Annotated in this window: 13 protein-coding genes; 6 read left to right on the forward strand and 7 right to left on the reverse strand. The window is 51.9% G+C overall.

All coding sequences use genetic code 11. The features are described 5' to 3' along the window. Positions 1-12: 12 nt before the first annotated feature. The gene (rpsB, locus tag BUB13_RS01335; protein ID WP_072904945.1) at positions 13-810 is read right to left on the reverse strand and encodes a 30S ribosomal protein S2; all 798 of its coding nucleotides are present in this window, start codon (positions 808-810) and stop codon (positions 13-15) included. Between the two features lie 226 nt (positions 811-1,036). On the opposite strand from rpsB, the gene lptF reads away from it, so the two are divergent. Together lptF and lptG are read left to right on the forward strand one after the other, a co-directional pair. Continuing rightward, on the forward strand, positions 1,037-2,212 hold the full coding sequence (gene lptF, locus BUB13_RS01340) for an LPS export ABC transporter permease LptF (protein WP_072904946.1): 1,176 nt from the start codon (positions 1,037-1,039) through the stop codon (positions 2,210-2,212). After that, positions 2,209-3,288, forward strand: coding sequence for an LPS export ABC transporter permease LptG (gene lptG, locus BUB13_RS01345; protein ID WP_072904947.1), 1,080 nt, complete (start codon positions 2,209-2,211; stop codon positions 3,286-3,288). The genes lptF and lptG overlap by 4 nt, the downstream gene beginning before the upstream one ends. 77 nt (positions 3,289-3,365) lie before the next feature. Here the strand turns inward: lptG and ahcY are convergent, their stop codons facing one another. Then, positions 3,366-4,796, reverse strand: a complete 1,431-nt coding sequence (ahcY, locus tag BUB13_RS01350; RefSeq protein WP_072904948.1) for an adenosylhomocysteinase — start codon at positions 4,794-4,796, stop codon at positions 3,366-3,368. Positions 4,797-5,219: 423 nt separating this feature from the next. On the opposite strand from ahcY, the gene BUB13_RS01355 reads away from it, so the two are divergent. Next, a complete protein-coding gene (locus BUB13_RS01355) occupies positions 5,220-5,975 on the forward strand; it encodes a GAF domain-containing protein (protein WP_072904949.1) in 756 nt (251 codons plus the stop codon). Positions 5,976-6,074: 99 nt separating this feature from the next. Then, positions 6,075-6,239 (forward strand): SdiA-regulated domain-containing protein, encoded by a 165-nt coding sequence (locus BUB13_RS19455; protein ID WP_084091650.1) that lies wholly within the window; start codon positions 6,075-6,077, stop codon positions 6,237-6,239. Positions 6,240-6,308: 69 nt separating this feature from the next. On the opposite strand, the gene BUB13_RS01365 is transcribed toward BUB13_RS19455, so the two are convergent. Further along, the gene (locus BUB13_RS01365) at positions 6,309-7,364 is read right to left on the reverse strand and encodes a TIGR04283 family arsenosugar biosynthesis glycosyltransferase (protein WP_072904950.1); all 1,056 of its coding nucleotides are present in this window, start codon (positions 7,362-7,364) and stop codon (positions 6,309-6,311) included. 147 nt (positions 7,365-7,511) lie between these two features. Between BUB13_RS01365 and eno the strand changes: the two genes are divergently transcribed. Both eno and BUB13_RS01375 read left to right on the forward strand, forming a co-directional pair. Beyond that, positions 7,512-8,798 (forward strand): phosphopyruvate hydratase, encoded by a 1,287-nt coding sequence (gene eno, locus BUB13_RS01370; RefSeq protein ID WP_072904951.1) that lies wholly within the window; start codon positions 7,512-7,514, stop codon positions 8,796-8,798. Positions 8,799-8,976: 178 nt separating this feature from the next. Continuing rightward, on the forward strand, positions 8,977-9,174 hold the full coding sequence (locus BUB13_RS01375; protein WP_072904952.1) for a hypothetical protein: 198 nt from the start codon (positions 8,977-8,979) through the stop codon (positions 9,172-9,174). Between the two features lie 84 nt (positions 9,175-9,258). On the opposite strand, the gene BUB13_RS01380 is transcribed toward BUB13_RS01375, so the two are convergent. Genes BUB13_RS01380 through BUB13_RS01395 form a run of 4 tightly spaced genes read right to left on the reverse strand, consistent with a single transcriptional unit; the run spans position 9,259 to position 15,792 of the window. After that, complete coding sequence (locus tag BUB13_RS01380) at positions 9,259-9,705, reverse strand: hypothetical protein (RefSeq protein ID WP_072904953.1); 447 nt, start codon at positions 9,703-9,705, stop codon at positions 9,259-9,261. 51 nt (positions 9,706-9,756) lie between these two features. Further along, the gene (locus tag BUB13_RS01385; protein WP_072904954.1) at positions 9,757-12,984 is read right to left on the reverse strand and encodes an efflux RND transporter permease subunit; all 3,228 of its coding nucleotides are present in this window, start codon (positions 12,982-12,984) and stop codon (positions 9,757-9,759) included. 21 nt (positions 12,985-13,005) lie between these two features. Further along, complete coding sequence (locus BUB13_RS01390) at positions 13,006-14,511, reverse strand: efflux RND transporter periplasmic adaptor subunit (protein WP_084091690.1); 1,506 nt, start codon at positions 14,509-14,511, stop codon at positions 13,006-13,008. Between the two features lie 3 nt (positions 14,512-14,514). Next, a complete protein-coding gene (locus BUB13_RS01395; RefSeq protein WP_072904956.1) occupies positions 14,515-15,792 on the reverse strand; it encodes a TolC family protein in 1,278 nt (425 codons plus the stop codon). Positions 15,793-15,993 lie beyond the last annotated feature (201 nt).

Consider the following 15,993-nt stretch of genomic DNA (forward strand, 5'->3'; position numbering starts at 1 on the left):
CTGATCAGGCGATTACTCGGCAGCCGGTGCTTCCTCAGCAGGAGCGGCAGCCTCTTCGGCCTTGGCAGGAGCAGCCTCAACAACCGGCTCGTCCTTGCCTTCAGTCTCTACCTGTTTCTTATCTTTGCGCAGCTGGTTACCTTCAACGCAGGCTTCTGCCATCTTGCTGGCAAACAGGCGGATAGCACGGATGGCGTCATCATTACCCGGGATGATGTAGTCGATGTTGTCCGGGTCACAGTTGGTATCGACAACAGCAACAACCGGGATACCAAGCTTGTTGGCTTCCTTGACGGCGATTGCTTCCTTGTTCGGGTCGATGATGAAAACAGCTGCAGGCAGCTTAGCCATATTCTTGATACCACCAAGGTTTTTCTCCAGCTTCTCGCGCTCACGCTCCAGCTGCAGTGCTTCCTTCTTGGTGTACTGCTCGATGGTGCCATCAGCGGCCATGCCCTCGATCTTCTTCAGGCGATCGATGCTCTGCTTGATGGTGGTGAAGTTAGTCAGCATGCCGCCGAGCCAACGATTGTTGACATAGTACTGCTCAGCACGCAGCGACTCTTCCATGATGGAGTCCTGAGCCTGCTTTTTGGTGCCGACAAACAGAACCTTTTCGCCACTGGCGACGGTGTCCTGAATGAACTGGTAAGCGGTCTTGAAGTAGCGAACGGTCTTCTGCAGGTCAACGATGTAGATACCGTTACGTGCGCCGAAGATGTAAGGCTTCATTTTCGGGTTCCAGCGCTTGGTCTGGTGACCGAAGTGAACGCCAGCTTCGAGCAGTTGTTTCATGGTAATTTGTGCCATTTTCTTACTCCTTGTTCTGGTTTTAATCCTCCGCCCCATTCATTTCCGTCAGGTCTCTGGTGTTCGTCGAGAACCACCCTGATCAGATCCTGAAGCGTGTGTGATGAATAACTGCACGTCTATAACATCGTAGCGCAACCCAGGCAAGGGAATTTTTCTTTTTTTCCTTGGCTGAAGCGGTCTACTTTATTTACACAGGCATACGCCTGTACTAATATACGCCGCCATGTCTATTTTACGTATCCACCGCTATATCATCAAAGAGATCAGCACCCCCGCCCTGCTGAGCCTGTTCATCTTTACCTTCGTAATCCTGATGGGGCGCATCCCCCGTCTGACCGAACTGGTCATCAACAAAGGGGTGCCACTTTTCGATATTGTTCAGCTGTTCGCCTACATGCTGCCTAACTTTTTCAGTATCACCGTCCCCCTTTCATTTCTCCTCGGAATCCTGCTGGCTTTTGGTCGTCTCTCTGCCGATAGTGAATTCATCGCGCTGAAAGCGTCCGGGGTCAGCCTTTACATGCTATTGAAACCGGTCATTGTCATGGCAGTCTGTTTTTCTTTGCTGACCGGCTGGCTGACCATCAGTGCCAAGCCGGCAGGAAAAAGAGCATTCAGCGCCAAACTGTTCCAGATCGCTTCCAGCCAGGCAAGCGTTGGCATCCGCCCAGGGATTTTCAATGACGATTTTGACGGGCTGGTGCTTTACACACGCGAAATGAATGACCGTGACGGCATCATGCGGGGGGTTTTTATTTCCGATGAGCGAGAGGGTGAGACACCAACGACCATCGTTGCCCGTCAGGGGCGTTTCATTCCTGATCCGAACAATTACACCCTGACCCTGCGCCTGAACAATGGCACCATTCATCGCAGCCCGAACGGCGAAAAAAAACTCACCTACCAGACCATAGGCTTTACCAGCTACGACATCAACCTCGCGACCAACAATGAAACGGGCGAACAGCCTCGTGTCAGGAGAAGTTCCATGTCCTGGTCGCAACTGAACGAAGCTTACAAAGAAAATGAAAACGCAAAATCCAGACTGAAGCTTTCTGTGGAAAAACATGAGCGCCTCTCAGTTGCTTTTGCCCCACTGGTTCTTGCTCTGGTCGGCGTTCCCCTCGGTCTGCAATCGACTCGCTCCGGCAAAGGCGCCGGCTTCGCCATGGCGCTGGCGATCTCCCTGGTTTATTACCTGCTGCTGTCGATCAACACAACACTGGCAAGCAGGGGGTTCATTCCACCGGTCATCGCACTCTGGTTCCCCAACGTCTTTTTCCTGATTGGCGGCAGTTACTTTCTGCACTGCACAGCAGTTGAGCGGCAGATGGTGTTCTTAAGCTGGCCGAGCCGCATTCTTGCCAAGTTCAAAAGAAAACCGGGTGGAAGATCATGAAAATCCTGAACCGCTTCCTCCTGGCCCATTTTCTCCGCATTTTATCGCTCAGTGGTGCGGCCTTTGTCGGCATCTACCTGCTGATCGATTTCTTCGAAAATGTCAGTGACTTCATCGATCACAAAGCAGTCGCGACAGATTACTTTTCTTATCTGTTCAACAGTATCCCCTTTATCTTTGTACAGATTCTTCCGCTGGCAATCCTGATGAGCGTTGTCCTGACTCTCGGCACTCTTGGCCGCACCAACGAGGTTACGGCGATGCGCGCCTGCGGGGTCAGTTTGTGGCGCATCGTTCGTCCACTCATGATGCTTGCCCTCTGCCTGTCGATTTTTCAGATGGCGCTAAACGAGTTTGTCGTTCCGTTTAACACCAAGATGCTGAACGATCTGAAAGAAATAAAACTGAAAGGAAAGCAGCTCAGCCTGAAAAGGAATGAGCTCTGGTACCGGGATAAAAACCGGATTATAAACATTCGGGTCGCTGATCCGGTCAACAACAACCTGCACGGCGTCACGATTTTCATCATGGATGACAGTCCAAAAATCGTCCAGCGACAGGAAATCCAGAAGTTGGAATACAGGGATGGACGATGGTCGACCCCATTTCTGACCGAATGGCAATTCGACACGGCATACGGTGACCTGAAAAAAGTAGCAGAGTTAAAAAACCAACAGGTCGACATCAACCGCGAGCCGAATGATTTCACCCGCCAGGCGCAACAGAACAACAGCCTGACCTTCCGTGAACTCTGGCAGACAGTGGGAAAACTGGACAGCGAGGGGATTGACTCGACCCACCATCGCGTCGAGATGCACAGCAGGCTGGCAGCGCCCTTTACTTGTCTGATCATGGCTTTTCTCGGCGTCCCTTTCGCGCTGCAACGTGGCCGCAACAGCAATATTGCACTGGGGATCGGTTTAAGCCTGAGTATCGGTGTCGTCTACTTCATCCTGCAATCGCTGGTCACCGCTTTCGGTTATTCCGGCGCCCTGCCCCCCATCCTCTCGGCTTGGGCGCCAAACATCATTTTCCTGATGGTTGGCGTTTGGATGCTGCTCAGTGTTAAAGAATAAAGAAGACAAAAAAATCCCGGTCGAATTCGACCGGGATTTCGGGATTTTTTCTTCTGTAATTTTTTAAGCAACCCGTTTTAGTAACGATAGGTATCCGGCTTGTACGGGCCATCGACCGGCACGCCGAGGTACTTCGACTGCTCTTCGGTCAGCACCGTCAGCTTTGCGCCCAGTTTATCGAGATGCAGGCGAGCAACCTTCTCATCTAGCTGTTTCGGCAAAACGTAGACCTTGTTCTCGTAGCTGTCTCCATTCTGGAACAGCTCGATCTGCGCCATCACCTGGTTGGTAAAAGAGTTCGACATAACGAAACTCGGATGGCCGGTCGCACAGCCAAGGTTGAGCAGACGACCCTCCGCCAGCACGATAACGCCGTGACCATCCTCGAATTCCCAGCGGTCGACCTGCGGCTTGATGTTCATCCGCTTGACCGTGCCGGCTTTTTCCATCGCCGCCATTTCGATTTCGTTATCAAAGTGACCGATGTTGCCGACAATAGCGTTGTTCTTCATCTGCTTCATATGTTCGAAGGTGATGACGTCCTTGTTGCCGGTTGTGGTGATATAGAGATCAGCATAATCAAGAACATCCTCAACCCGCTTCACTTCATAGCCTTCCATCAACGCCTGCAGCGCGCAGATCGGGTCGATTTCGGTGACGATAACCCGTGCGCCCTGTCCGCGCAGCGACTGGCAGCAGCCCTTGCCGACATCGCCATACCCGCAGACCACGGCCACTTTACCGGAGAGCATGACATCGGTCGCACGCATGATACCGTCAACCAGCGAGTGACGGCAGCCGTAGACGTTGTCGAACTTGCTCTTAGTGACAGCATCGTTGACGTTCATTGCCGGGAACAGCAGGCTGCCCTCTTCTTCCATCTGGTAGAGACGATGCACACCGGTGGTGGTTTCTTCGGTGACACCCTTGATCGAAGCGGCAGTCTTGATCCACTTCTGCGCATCGGCGATGATCGACTTCTCCAACTGGGCGACCAACTCGCGCCAGTCTTCCGGATCATCCTCGGAGACATTCGGCACAGCATCTTTCGACCACTCGTCCCCTTTGAGCACGTACAGGGTCGCATCGCCGCCATCATCAAGAATCATATTGGGATACTCGCCGTTCGGCCAAGTCAGCATCTGCTCGGTACACCACCAGTATTCTTCCAGAGTTTCGCCCTTCCAGGCGTAGACCGGGACACCCTGCGGATTGTCCGGGGTCCCGTTCGGACCAACCGCAACCGCTGCAGCGGCATGATCCTGGGTCGAGAAAATATTGCAGGAGCACCAGCGCACATCAGCTCCGAGTTCAACCAGGGTTTCAATCAGAACCGCGGTCTGAATGGTCATATGCAGTGAACCGGAAATGCGAGCTCCCTCAAGCGGCTTCTGGCCGTCATATTCTTCGCGCAGCGCCATCAGGCCCGGCATTTCTTCTTGCGCCAGAATAATCTCTTTACGGCCCCATTCGGCCAGCGCTAAATCTTTCACCTTGAAATCGTTCACTTAATCTCATCTCCTTAGAAAAGCTTTAACTTTTTACAATCAAAGATGCTTATTTACCACAGATTACTGATTCTATACAAGTCAGCTCCTGACATTTGATTGTCATCTAACAAGCGACATAAACAATTAAAAACTCTATCTTTATGAAAGCATATCAATTCCGGAAGTATCTATTCTAAGGTTTTACTAATCGAGAAAGAAACAATAAATTTCCCCTTATCAGGACGATCGCAATAGCCAACTCAGCAAGACAATCTAACTTTTAGAATACAGTTTACAATTAGATCAGAAATGCTTTTGCACACAAAAAAATTCGCCTGTAGGCTGTATTCAAATAATTGATTTCCCATCTTGATTTGCTACAATTAATTATCGTGTTTTTTTATTGGCAATTAGACAGCTGAATTCAAGTGAGGAATATATATGGAAGCTCAGGGAATCTCTTTTGTTAAACTCATGGGATTGGCCACTTTCCTCGAACAAAAAACTGACCTTGATCAAAATCTGGGACAGCTGGCTGCAATGGCAGCTAACATTCTAAACTCTGAAAATTGTTCTATCATGCTTTTTAAAGAAGATGATTCGAACGATCCAATCATGAAAATTTTTGCCAGTCACGGCTATCTTCCTCCGGTGGCTTTTACAGAAATAGCACGACATAAAGAGGGAATTGCCGGACATGTAGCCGCGACAGGGGAAGCCGTTCTAGTCAGCAATATTGAAAAATCTCCCTACGCCAGCAAAGCTCGCTGGCCAGACCGAAACAACAAGGGCTTTTTATCGGCACCAATTTTTATTGGGCAAAAAGTTTTAGGCGTAATCAATGTCAACACCCCTAAAGATCATCGTATTTATAACGAAAAAGATCTATATTTACTGTCTTCTACCGCTCTCGTAGTGGGCAAATCGATTCAAGTAGTTCAGCTACAGAACATTCTCAAGTCTCGCTTTACTCAGCAAGCCCTTATCCAAGAAGCCCGCGCCACTGTAGGGAATTCGATAAGCGAAACGGCCCGAAACCCCAGCAAAATGGCCCGCACAATTGGCAAAGCTTTTTATCGAGAAATGAACAATATCGGTTTTAACGACGAAGCCATCATTCAAGCAGCCACTGAAGTCATTTCCATGCTTGGAGAAAATGTCAAGAGACACAGTCGCCGACTGCAGGACAAAATTTAATATAAGCCGACTGCCTCACAGACGTGCATATCCCCTTCTCTTTACGCTAAACATCTGCTTGCGTTCTACTTACATCATTCTCATCTTTGCAGGTAGGCGTTGCAATACCTAGAGACATCAGACAATCTGCTGCTGCTCAGCGACGAATCGCGACGCATTGAAGAACGTCCCAGTAAGAGAGAACTGATCTCTTCGCTGAGTCTCGACAAAGGAAAGGCAGGCCTTCATGAAAATATCCCGCAGGCTGAAGGGCTTTTGTGCTGATACCAAATGGTACGCTCTTTGTCTGCAGAGAACCAAACCTACGCTACATCTTCACCAAGCAGAACAGCATCAGCGAGTAATCGCTTCCCTTACCCGAAGCCACAAATCTACGATTTCAAACCAGCACCGCAATGCAAATGTTGCAACTAGCCGACCGAAAAGATTATCACTCAACAAATTCCAGAGAGGCTCGAAACAGTTGGTCACTCTCAATGATCCCTGTCCGGGCGGAAATTTTAGATAAAACGCTCGCATTGCATCAACAGCAAAAAACAACTGCCAGGCATGCCTTCGCACATAACCGCCACAACGCCACCAGAGCAGAAAACGTTCTTTTACCGGCAAAGCCTTCAACAACTGCCGAACCAGAGCGAAAAAAGGCCTGATTTGCAGCTGATCGGCCTTGTTCTGCTGCCGGTAAACACCAGCAGCCTCAACAAAAAACTGTTGCCAGCCAACATCCCGGAAGCACATGATCAAGGCACCGAGGAGTTGTCGCTGCCATAACCCTTCGGTCTCAAAACGCCGCGCAGAGGTACTGATTTCAGCAGGCAGCAGCTGCCACTGTCCAACTTCACGCAAGCGCTCAGCGAAGTCGGTATCTTCCATCACCGTCATATCTTCAGAAAAACCGTTTAACCTAAAAAACAGCTCTTTGCGCAGCAGAAAGCCCTGATCACCGTGAATCGTCTCCGGGCGGCCAAGACGGGCTTTCCACTCGTAAAAATAATAAGCATGCGAAGGAGTTTTTTCACGTCTCCGGAATTTTAGAGCAAAGTGCCCTGCCAGATTGATGCTGCCGGGTTGCTGCAACATATCGAGTGCTCTACGTAATGCCCGGGGATCGGAAAAGCGGCTGTCAATATGCAGAAACAGCAACCACTCCGCCTCCGCCTGTTGCACTCCGGCATTCATCTGCCGCGCACGACCGACTTCTGAAGAGAAAACCCGGCCTGGAAAAACGGCCTGCTGCAGATATTCCAGGCTGCCATCCGTTGAACCTCCATCAACAAAGATGAGTTCATAATCAACATCCTGCTGTTCGACCATATTGGTAAGAAACGAAGCGATTTCAGATCGCTCATTCAGCAGGGGAACAATGATGTTCAGTTCAGGTTTTCGCATTCAAAAATGTATTCGGAAATAAAGGAAAAAACGGCTTTAAATCGCCGGTGCCTGTGCTATAACTAATCCCTGATTTTTCAACCTATCCGTCCCGGCGTACACGTCAGGACGATAACCTTTAAACCATGACTTAGCAAGGGGTGGAACATGAGCGAAATTATTGACATCTACGCCCGCGAGATTCTCGACTCGCGCGGCAACCCGACCGTTGAAGTGGAAGTCGCGCTGGAAACCGGCGTTATTGGACGTGCGGCAGTGCCGAGTGGTGCTTCGACCGGTGAGCGTGAAGCGTTGGAACTGCGCGACGGCGACAAGGCGCGTTACCTCGGTAAAGGTGTGCTCAAAGCTGTCTCCCACGTCAACGAAGTGATTGCTGCCGAACTGATTGGCTGGGAAGCCTCCGACCAGATCGGTATCGATAAAAAGCTGCTCGCTCTGGACGGCACCGATTTTAAATCGAAGCTTGGCGCCAACGCCCTGCTCGGTGTATCCATGGCCTGTGCCAAAGCCGCTGCTGAAGATGCCGGACTGCCGCTCTACCAGTACATCGGTGGTTCCAACGCCAAAGAATTACCGCTGCCGATGATGAACATCCTCAACGGTGGCGAGCATGCCGACAACAACGTCGACATTCAGGAATTCATGATCATGCCGGCCGGTGCCGACAGTTTCAAAGAAGCGTTGCGCATGGGCGCCGAGATCTTCCACGCCCTGAAAAAAGTCCTCAAGGACAAAGGCTACAACACCGCTGTCGGTGATGAAGGCGGGTTCGCTCCTGACCTGAAGAGCAATGAAGAAGCTCTGGAAGTGATCATGGAAGCGATCAAGGCTGCCGGTTACAAGCCGGGCGAAGAAGTGGTTCTGGCCCTTGATGTTGCCGCTTCTGAGCTGTACAAGAACGGCACCTACATTCTGGAAAACGAAGCCCAGCCGAAGAAGAGCGCTGCCGACATGGTCGAGTTCTACGAAGGGCTGGTCTCCAAGTACCCGATCATCTCCATCGAAGACGGTCTGGCTGAGAATGACTGGGATGGCTGGAAGCTGATGACCGAAAAACTCGGCAAGAAGATCCAGATCGTCGGCGATGACCTGTTTGTCACCAACACCAAAATTTTGAAGGAAGGCATCGAGAAAGGCATCGCCAACTCGATCCTGATCAAGGTCAACCAGATCGGCACCCTGACCGAGACTCTGGAAGCGATCGAGATGGCCAAGCGCGCCGGTTACACCGCAGTCGCCTCCCACCGCTCCGGTGAGACCGAAGACACCACCATCGCCGACCTGGCCGTCGCCACCAACTGTGGTCAGATCAAGACCGGCTCCCTCTGCCGAACCGATCGCGTCTGCAAGTACAACCAACTGCTGCGCATCGAGGACGAGCTGGACGATACCGCTGTCTTCAACGGCAAAGACGTATTCTACAACCTGCGTTAACCGAACCGGGGACAGGCATCCTTGCCTGTCCCCTTTCTTCTTTCTTCCTCCCACACCCAGCCTCGCCACGTTCAAAACAATCTCCACCTGAGACAGGTCGGCTAACAGCTGCTATGCTTTCAGCGTAAGAGGTATTTTTCTTTATGACACTGAATCGTCTAATCACCAGGGAGGTCGCATGGGTAAGATATTAGCAATCGCTGGAAACATCCTGGGCGGAGTTGGCCTGCTGCTTTGCGTCGTGGCCGGATTTGCTCGCCTGAGCGGAAACTATTATGTTTTTTCCTATGAGGCGATGACCGTTTTCAATGCAGGTGTCGGCGTAATGGTTGCCGCCTGTCTGGCAAAACTGCAGCAGTTGACTTCGACTCCTTAGTGCCAACTGACAACAAAGAAGCCGCTCCTTTTCAGCCTGTGCCGATTTCGGCACAGGCTGTCTTGTTGCTCAATCACATATTTATTATTTACTGTGGTAGGACATCTCGAACGATCTTTTTTTCCCATCTGCCAACTTGCTGCCGATCGTAAACTTATACATCCCTTTCTGATCCAGAGTGACATCACTGCCGAATGCACCATTCATCGCCATCAGGCGAATCGGACCACCAACCGATCCATCCGGGGCCTGAATTTTCAATGCCACCACTCCATCGCTCAACCCTTCACCCTCGGTGTTCATAAAACCGACCATAAAGTGATGGGTCTCCTTCATGCCAAGGGCAGCCATTTTTTCACGAGTATCCAACATGTGGCCGGAAGCCATCACACCATCGACTTCAATGTCCTGCAACATGATCATGCTGCCACCCATCGACATGCCTCCATGACTCTCGCCATGCTGCATAGCAATTGCTGCCAGCGGGAACATCAGAAAAACCATCACCAGTACCAGAATCTGTTTCTTCATCTTCTTTCTCCTTTTCACTTTGTTTTGAGGATAACTGATCCCCTTTCTTTATTAGTGTTCAAGCAACTCGACCGTACTGGTCGGCTGTAAATCCTTTTGCAATTTTTTTCCACGCCAGAGATAGAAGATCACCGGGTAAACCATCAACTCCATGATCCCCGAAGTGACCACCCCGCCAACCATCGGCGCGGCGATCCGCTTCATCACGTCGGCTCCTGCGCCGTGACTCCACATGATCGGCAGCAAACCGGCGATAATCACGGCGATGGTCATGATTTTCGGTCGTATCCGCTTGACCGCACCGTGATGGATCGCCTGTTTCAAATCGCCAAGGTTGTTCATCCGACCGTTGTCACCCCACAACTTGTGCGCCAAATCGAGGTAGAGCAGCATAACCACCCCGGTTTCAGCATCTAGTCCGGCCAGGGCGATCACCCCGACCCAGACAGCAACCGACATGTTGTAATCGAGCAACCAGAGGAACCAAAAAGCGCCGACCAACGAGAAAGGTACCGCGAGGAAGACAATAGATGTTTTGATCATCGACTTGGTGCTGGCGTAGATGATGACGAAGATGATCAGCACGGTCAGGGGGATGATCACCATGAAGCGCTTTTTCGCCGACTCCATGTATTCGAACTGGCCGCTCCAGACGATGCTGTAACCGGGCGGCAGTTTGATCTGCTCGCCGACCAGTTCCTGCGCCCACTTGACATAGGTGCCAACGTCGATACCACGCAGGTCAACATAGACCCAGGCGGTCCGGCGAGCGTTCTCGCTTTTGATCCCCGGCGGGCCTTTTTTAATCTCGATTTCAGCAAGCTGGGAGATCGGTACATGCTTACCATCCTTCAGCGGCACTAGCACCTGCCCAAGCGCGGTCAGGTCATTGCGGTAGTCACGCTGGTAGCGGATATTGACCGGATAACGCTCCAGACCTTCGATCGTCTGGGTCACGTTCATGCCACCGATCGCCGCCTGGATGCTCTCCTGCACGTCAGCTACGGTCAGGCCGTAGCGTGCCGCTTCTGCGCGGTCAATCCTATAGTCGAGGTAATTGCCGCCGACCACCCGCTCGGAAAACGCGGTCAGGGTGCCGGGCAGATCACGGACTAGCGCCTCGATCTGCTCGCCCAAATCGCTCAAAATCTGCAGGTCCGGGCCCATAATTTTGATTCCCACCGGGGTCTTGATGCCGGTCGAGAGCATGTCAATACGAGTTTTGATCGGCATGGTCCAGGCATTGGTTAGGCCCGGGAACTGGATAGACTTGTCCAATTCCGCGATCAATTTGTCGATCGAAATCGGCTGTTCCTCGGGCCAAATCAGTCGCAGCGGCTTTTTGATCAATTCAAGCGACTCGTCCCAATCGGAATAAAAGCGTGCGGCCTGCACCTTGCGCCACTCCGATTCCGGCTTCAACATGATAGTGGTCTCCAACATCGACAGCGGTGCCGGGTCAGTCGCGGTTTCTGCCCGGCCAACCTTACCGAAGGTGCGCTCCACTTCCGGGAAACGGGCGATAATCCGGTCAGTCTGCTGCAGCAACTCCTTCGCCTTGGTCACTGAAATGCCCGGCATGGTGGTCGGCATGTAAAGCAGGTCGCCCTCGTAGAGCGGTGGCATAAACTCACTGCCCATTTTCGAAAGTGGATACCAGATCGAGCAGATCAGTAGCAATGCTACCAGCAGGGTCAACTTGCGCCAGTTGAGGACAAAGTCGACGACCGGATGATAGATGCGGATCAGCAGCCGGTTAATCGGGTTGGCATGTTCCGGCTTGATCTTGCCACGAATAAACCAGCCCATCAGTACCGGCACGATGGTGATCGACAGTAAGGCAGCAGCACCCATCGAGTAGGTTTTGGTGTAAGCGAGCGGTTTGAACAGACGCCCAGACTGTTCCTGCAGGGCAAACACCGGCACAAAGGAAACGGTAATCACCAGCAGAGAGAAGAACAGGGTCGGGCCGACCTCTTTCGAAGAATCGAGGATGATCTGCCAGTGAGGCTTTTTACCCTGATCTCGCTCCAGATGCTTGTGGGCATTCTCGATCATGATGATCGCCGCGTCGATCATGGCGCCGATGGCAATAGCAATGCCTCCGAGACTCATGATGTTGGCGTTGATCCCCTGAGCGTACATAATCAGGAACGCAATCAGGATCGCCACCGGCAGGGTAAAGATAGCGACGAAGGCGCTCGGCAGATGGAACAGGAAGAGCGCGGTCACCACCGCAACGACAATACTCTCTTCGAGCAGTTTGTGTTTGAGGGTATCGACCGCCCGTTCGATCAGGCCGCTGCGATCGTAGACCGGGACGATCTTCACCCCTTCCGGCAAGCCAGACTGCAGCTGCAGCAGCTTCCCTTTGACATTCTCGATCGTTTGCAGGGCATTTTCTCCGAAACGCATGACCACGATACCACCGACCGCTTCGCCAGCACCGTCCAACTCGGCTCCACCGCGGCGCAGTTCCGGGCCGATAGTCACCCGCGCCAGATCGCGCAGCAGGATCGGTGTACCACGCTGATCGGTGCCGACCACGACCTGTTCCAGGTCATCGGGCGATTGAATATAGCCGAGACCACGGACCATGAACTCGGTCTCCGCCATCTCGACCAGGCGGCCGCCAACATCATTGTTACTGCGCTGGATCGCCATGCGGATCTGCGGAATGGTCAGGTGGTAGGCAAGCAGGCGCTGTGGATCGACTTCAACCTGGTACTGTTTGACGTAACCGCCGATACTCGCCACTTCGGAGACACCGTCGACCGCAGTCAGCTCGTAGCGCAGGAACCAATCCTGAATAGAGCGCAGCTCCTGCAAATCATGACGATCGCTCTCCAGGACATACTCGTAAATCCAGCCAACCCCGGTGGCGTCCGGACCGAGGCTCGGTGTCACTCCCTTCGGCAACTTGCCGGAAGCGTAGTTCAGGTATTCCAGCACCCGTGATCGGGCCCAGTAGAGATCGGTGCCATCCTCGAAAATGATGTAGACAAAGGAGAGACCGAAAAAGGAGAAACCACGCACCGTTTTCGCCTGCGGCACCGCCAGCATCTGGGTGGTCAGCGGATAAGTCACTTGGTCCTCGACGACCTGCGGCGCCTGCCCTGCGTACTCGGTAAAAACGATCACCTGCACGTCGGAAAGATCGGGGATGGCGTCGAGTGGCGTATTTTTCAGGGCATAGATGCCACCAACCAGCAGAAACGCGGTCAGCAGCACGACCATGAATTTATTGCGGATCGACCACTCTATGATTTTTTCCAGCATGGAATTTATCCTGTCGACCGATTAATTGAACAGCTCTTCCAGACTTTCTGCGCCTGCATCATCGGCGAATAAATCGTCGAGTTCATCTTCGGTATTTCTTTGCGGCGATTCGGCTCGAGCCGGCTTCATCATCTTCTGGATCGCTTCGCGCAATTTGCTCTCTGAATCGAGCATAAACTGCGCACTGGTTACCACCTGCTCCCCCTCAAACAGGCCTTGAATAATTTCTATATGACCGTCTTCGCCCTGCAGACCGGTCTTTACCAGGCGCGGTTCAAACCGGCCTGCGACCAACGCAACGAACACCGTCTGTTTTTCCCCGGAGTGAAGAATCGCCTCCTGTGGAACAATCAGTGCATCCTGCTTCTGCTCGCCAGCGAGATAAACGGTCACGTACATATCGGGGCGTAATTCAAAATCGGTATTATCAAACTCGATGCGAGCTTTAACCGTGCGGGTCTTCGGATCAACAAAAGGATAGATGTAACTGACATGAGCGTTCAGGGTGCGGCCTTTGACATAAGGTAGCTCGACCCGCACTGGTTGCCCCACTTTGATCCAGGGCAGTTGATATTCATAGATATCGGCCATCACCCAAACGCGCGACAGATCGGCCAGATCAAGCAGACTCATGCCGGGAGTAACATACATCCCTTCGTTGACCATTTTCATGGTCACCACGCCATCGTAGGGAGCGAACAGGGTCACTGTTTTTCTTACCTGACCCATCTTCTCCAGCTGCTCAATCTGCCACTTGCTGACATCCCACAGCTGCAGCCGCTTACGTGAGGATTCAAGCAGTCGTCTGGCGCTCTCGGAGATCTGCGGGAAGGTACTGTCTTTAAGCGAGTTGTAATTATCGCGCGCCAGCAACAGTTCCTGCTGGGCTGTGACCAGTTCGGGGCTGTAAATTTCGAGCAGCTTCTGCCCTTTTTTCACTTGCTGCCCAGTTTCGGCAATGTAGAGTTTTTCTACCCAGCCAGCAATCTTGGCGTTGACCACGTACTGCTTCGGCTCTTCGTAACTGACCAGACCGACGGTGCGGATCGAGCGGGAAAGATCACCCCGCATCACCCCGACGGTGCGCACGCCCATATTCTGAATCGTCGTCGGATCGATACTGATTAAAGTCCCTCCAGTCGCCTCATCCTCGTATACTGGAATCAACGCTATCCCCAGCGGCGACTGGCCAGGCTCGTCGCTGATATAGGTCGGGTCATTCGGATCCTGCCAGAACTTGACCTTACGCTCTCCCGTAGCAGCCGCGCTGCCACCGGTTTCTTCCTTCATCGGTGTCAGGTCCATGTGGCAGATCGGGCACAGCCCCGGCTCATCAACGATGATCATCGGGTGCATGCCACAGGTCCACTTGGTTCCTGCCGCATGGTCATGGTCATCTTCAGCGTGAACCAGCTCCGTTCCTTGAATCGGCACGTTCCGAAAGCTTAAATCGGTGCTGAGCAGAACCCCAAGTGCCAGCACCAATACAGAGAGACTGGCCAGAGAAATTTTCCATAGAGTACGCATCATCTATCCTTCTTCGGAATTCAGGTAAACCGGCAGCAGATCAATCTCCAAACCTGCTGCGGCCTCAATCGCTGCCAAGCTACGCTGCTGGTCACTGATCGCTTTGATGTGATCGATCTGGTAACTGTAGAGAGTCATCAGTGAATCGAGCAGATCGAGAAAATCGACTTTATCGACCTGGTAAGCACTGAGAGTTGCCTGAAAGGTCTGATCTGCCTGTGGGATAATCCCACTCTGATAAAGTTCGGCCAGTTTCCCGCTTTGTTGATAACGAGTCAGGGCGCGATGAATTGCTAAATCAACCTTTATGCCGAAATCATTGCGCTCCTGGATAACTTGACGCAGTGCAGAATCAGCTTCAGCTTTTGCAGCGGCTCGACGTTCCCGGCGTACAGGCAGGTTGAAACTGATACCAACTACGCCAGCATCATCCTCTTCCGGCTCATAACGATAGGCAGCAAACAGGGTGAAGTCAGGCCAGTCATCAAGTTTTGCCAAGGTTCTATTTGTCTCAAACGCTTCAATCAAAGCCTCGTAGGCAGTGAACATTGGTCGTCTGGAGTCAACATTCTGCTGCAACTCAACCAGGCTTAGATCCAGATTCGACTTAACAAGACGACCGTCGGGTTCTAGGCTTTGGTGCGAAGCTCTCCCGGCAAGACTGTTCAGCTCTGCGCTAGTCGCTTCTTTCAACTGTTCAAACTCGAGTAACTTATCCAGCTGTTTAGACCGTTGCAGGTGCGCCTTCAAAACATTCTGCTGCAGCCCCGTGCCAACCTCGTAACGGGTTTCTGTCAACCGGATAAAATCATCAATGAGTTTGAGATTACGCTTGGTCAGTTCGATAGCCTGCTGTTGAAAAAGTAAACGGAACCAAGCGTCTTTCACCTGCCCACGTACCTGCAAACGAACATCCTCAAACGCTCCGGAATACCACTGGGCCTTTCTGGCCGCAGCTTTTGCCCGCGCGTCCAGTTTTCCCCAGAACGGAAACATTTGTGAGATTCTTAGCTCGTAGAAAACCCTGTGATCGTCATCCGATCCATCCTCGATCGGGAAATTCAAGACCGACAAAGACATCACTGGATCGCTCAATGCTCCCGCTTGAACCACCTTGTTTTGGTAGACATCTATCTCCGCAAACCTTTTTGTAAGCGCCGGGTTGTTATCCGCTTCTGCAAGTAATTGCTGCAACTGCGGCGTTATGGCGCCCAGAGCAGCGGATGACATTCCAGCCAAAACGGTGATAAGCAGCAAAGCCTTGAAAAATGTTCTCTGCATAAGCCAAACGATCCTTTTGCATAAAAGATATTGCTTTTCCTAGCAATACAATCAGGAATCGTACCAACAATGACTTCTTGTTTAAAACCGGTGAGATAGAGAATTGCGATTGGAATCTTTCAAGACAACATGTAGAATATCCAACAGTCATATGAAGAATATTCTACAATCTGAGGCGCAAATGAATTGTCTGGCAAAAGC

The organism is Malonomonas rubra DSM 5091 (assembly GCF_900142125.1).
Lineage (GTDB): Bacteria > Desulfobacterota > Desulfuromonadia > Desulfuromonadales > Geopsychrobacteraceae > Malonomonas > Malonomonas rubra.

Coding starts and splice junctions, on each gene's coding strand:
- rpsB (WP_072904945.1), bottom strand. CDS start 810: ATGGCACAAATTACCATGAAACAACTGCTCGAAGCTGGCGTTCACTTC.
- lptF (WP_072904946.1), top strand. CDS start 1,037: ATGTCTATTTTACGTATCCACCGCTATATCATCAAAGAGATCAGCACC.
- lptG (WP_072904947.1), top strand. CDS start 2,209: ATGAAAATCCTGAACCGCTTCCTCCTGGCCCATTTTCTCCGCATTTTA.
- BUB13_RS01355 (WP_072904949.1), top strand. CDS start 5,220: ATGGAAGCTCAGGGAATCTCTTTTGTTAAACTCATGGGATTGGCCACT.
- BUB13_RS01365 (WP_072904950.1), bottom strand. CDS start 7,364: ATGCGAAAACCTGAACTGAACATCATTGTTCCCCTGCTGAATGAGCGA.
- eno (WP_072904951.1), top strand. CDS start 7,512: ATGAGCGAAATTATTGACATCTACGCCCGCGAGATTCTCGACTCGCGC.
- BUB13_RS01375 (WP_072904952.1), top strand. CDS start 8,977: ATGGGTAAGATATTAGCAATCGCTGGAAACATCCTGGGCGGAGTTGGC.
- BUB13_RS01380 (WP_072904953.1), bottom strand. CDS start 9,705: ATGAAGAAACAGATTCTGGTACTGGTGATGGTTTTTCTGATGTTCCCG.
- BUB13_RS01385 (WP_072904954.1), bottom strand. CDS start 12,984: ATGCTGGAAAAAATCATAGAGTGGTCGATCCGCAATAAATTCATGGTC.
- BUB13_RS01390 (WP_084091690.1), bottom strand. CDS start 14,511: ATGCGTACTCTATGGAAAATTTCTCTGGCCAGTCTCTCTGTATTGGTG.
- BUB13_RS01395 (WP_072904956.1), bottom strand. CDS start 15,792: ATGCAGAGAACATTTTTCAAGGCTTTGCTGCTTATCACCGTTTTGGCT.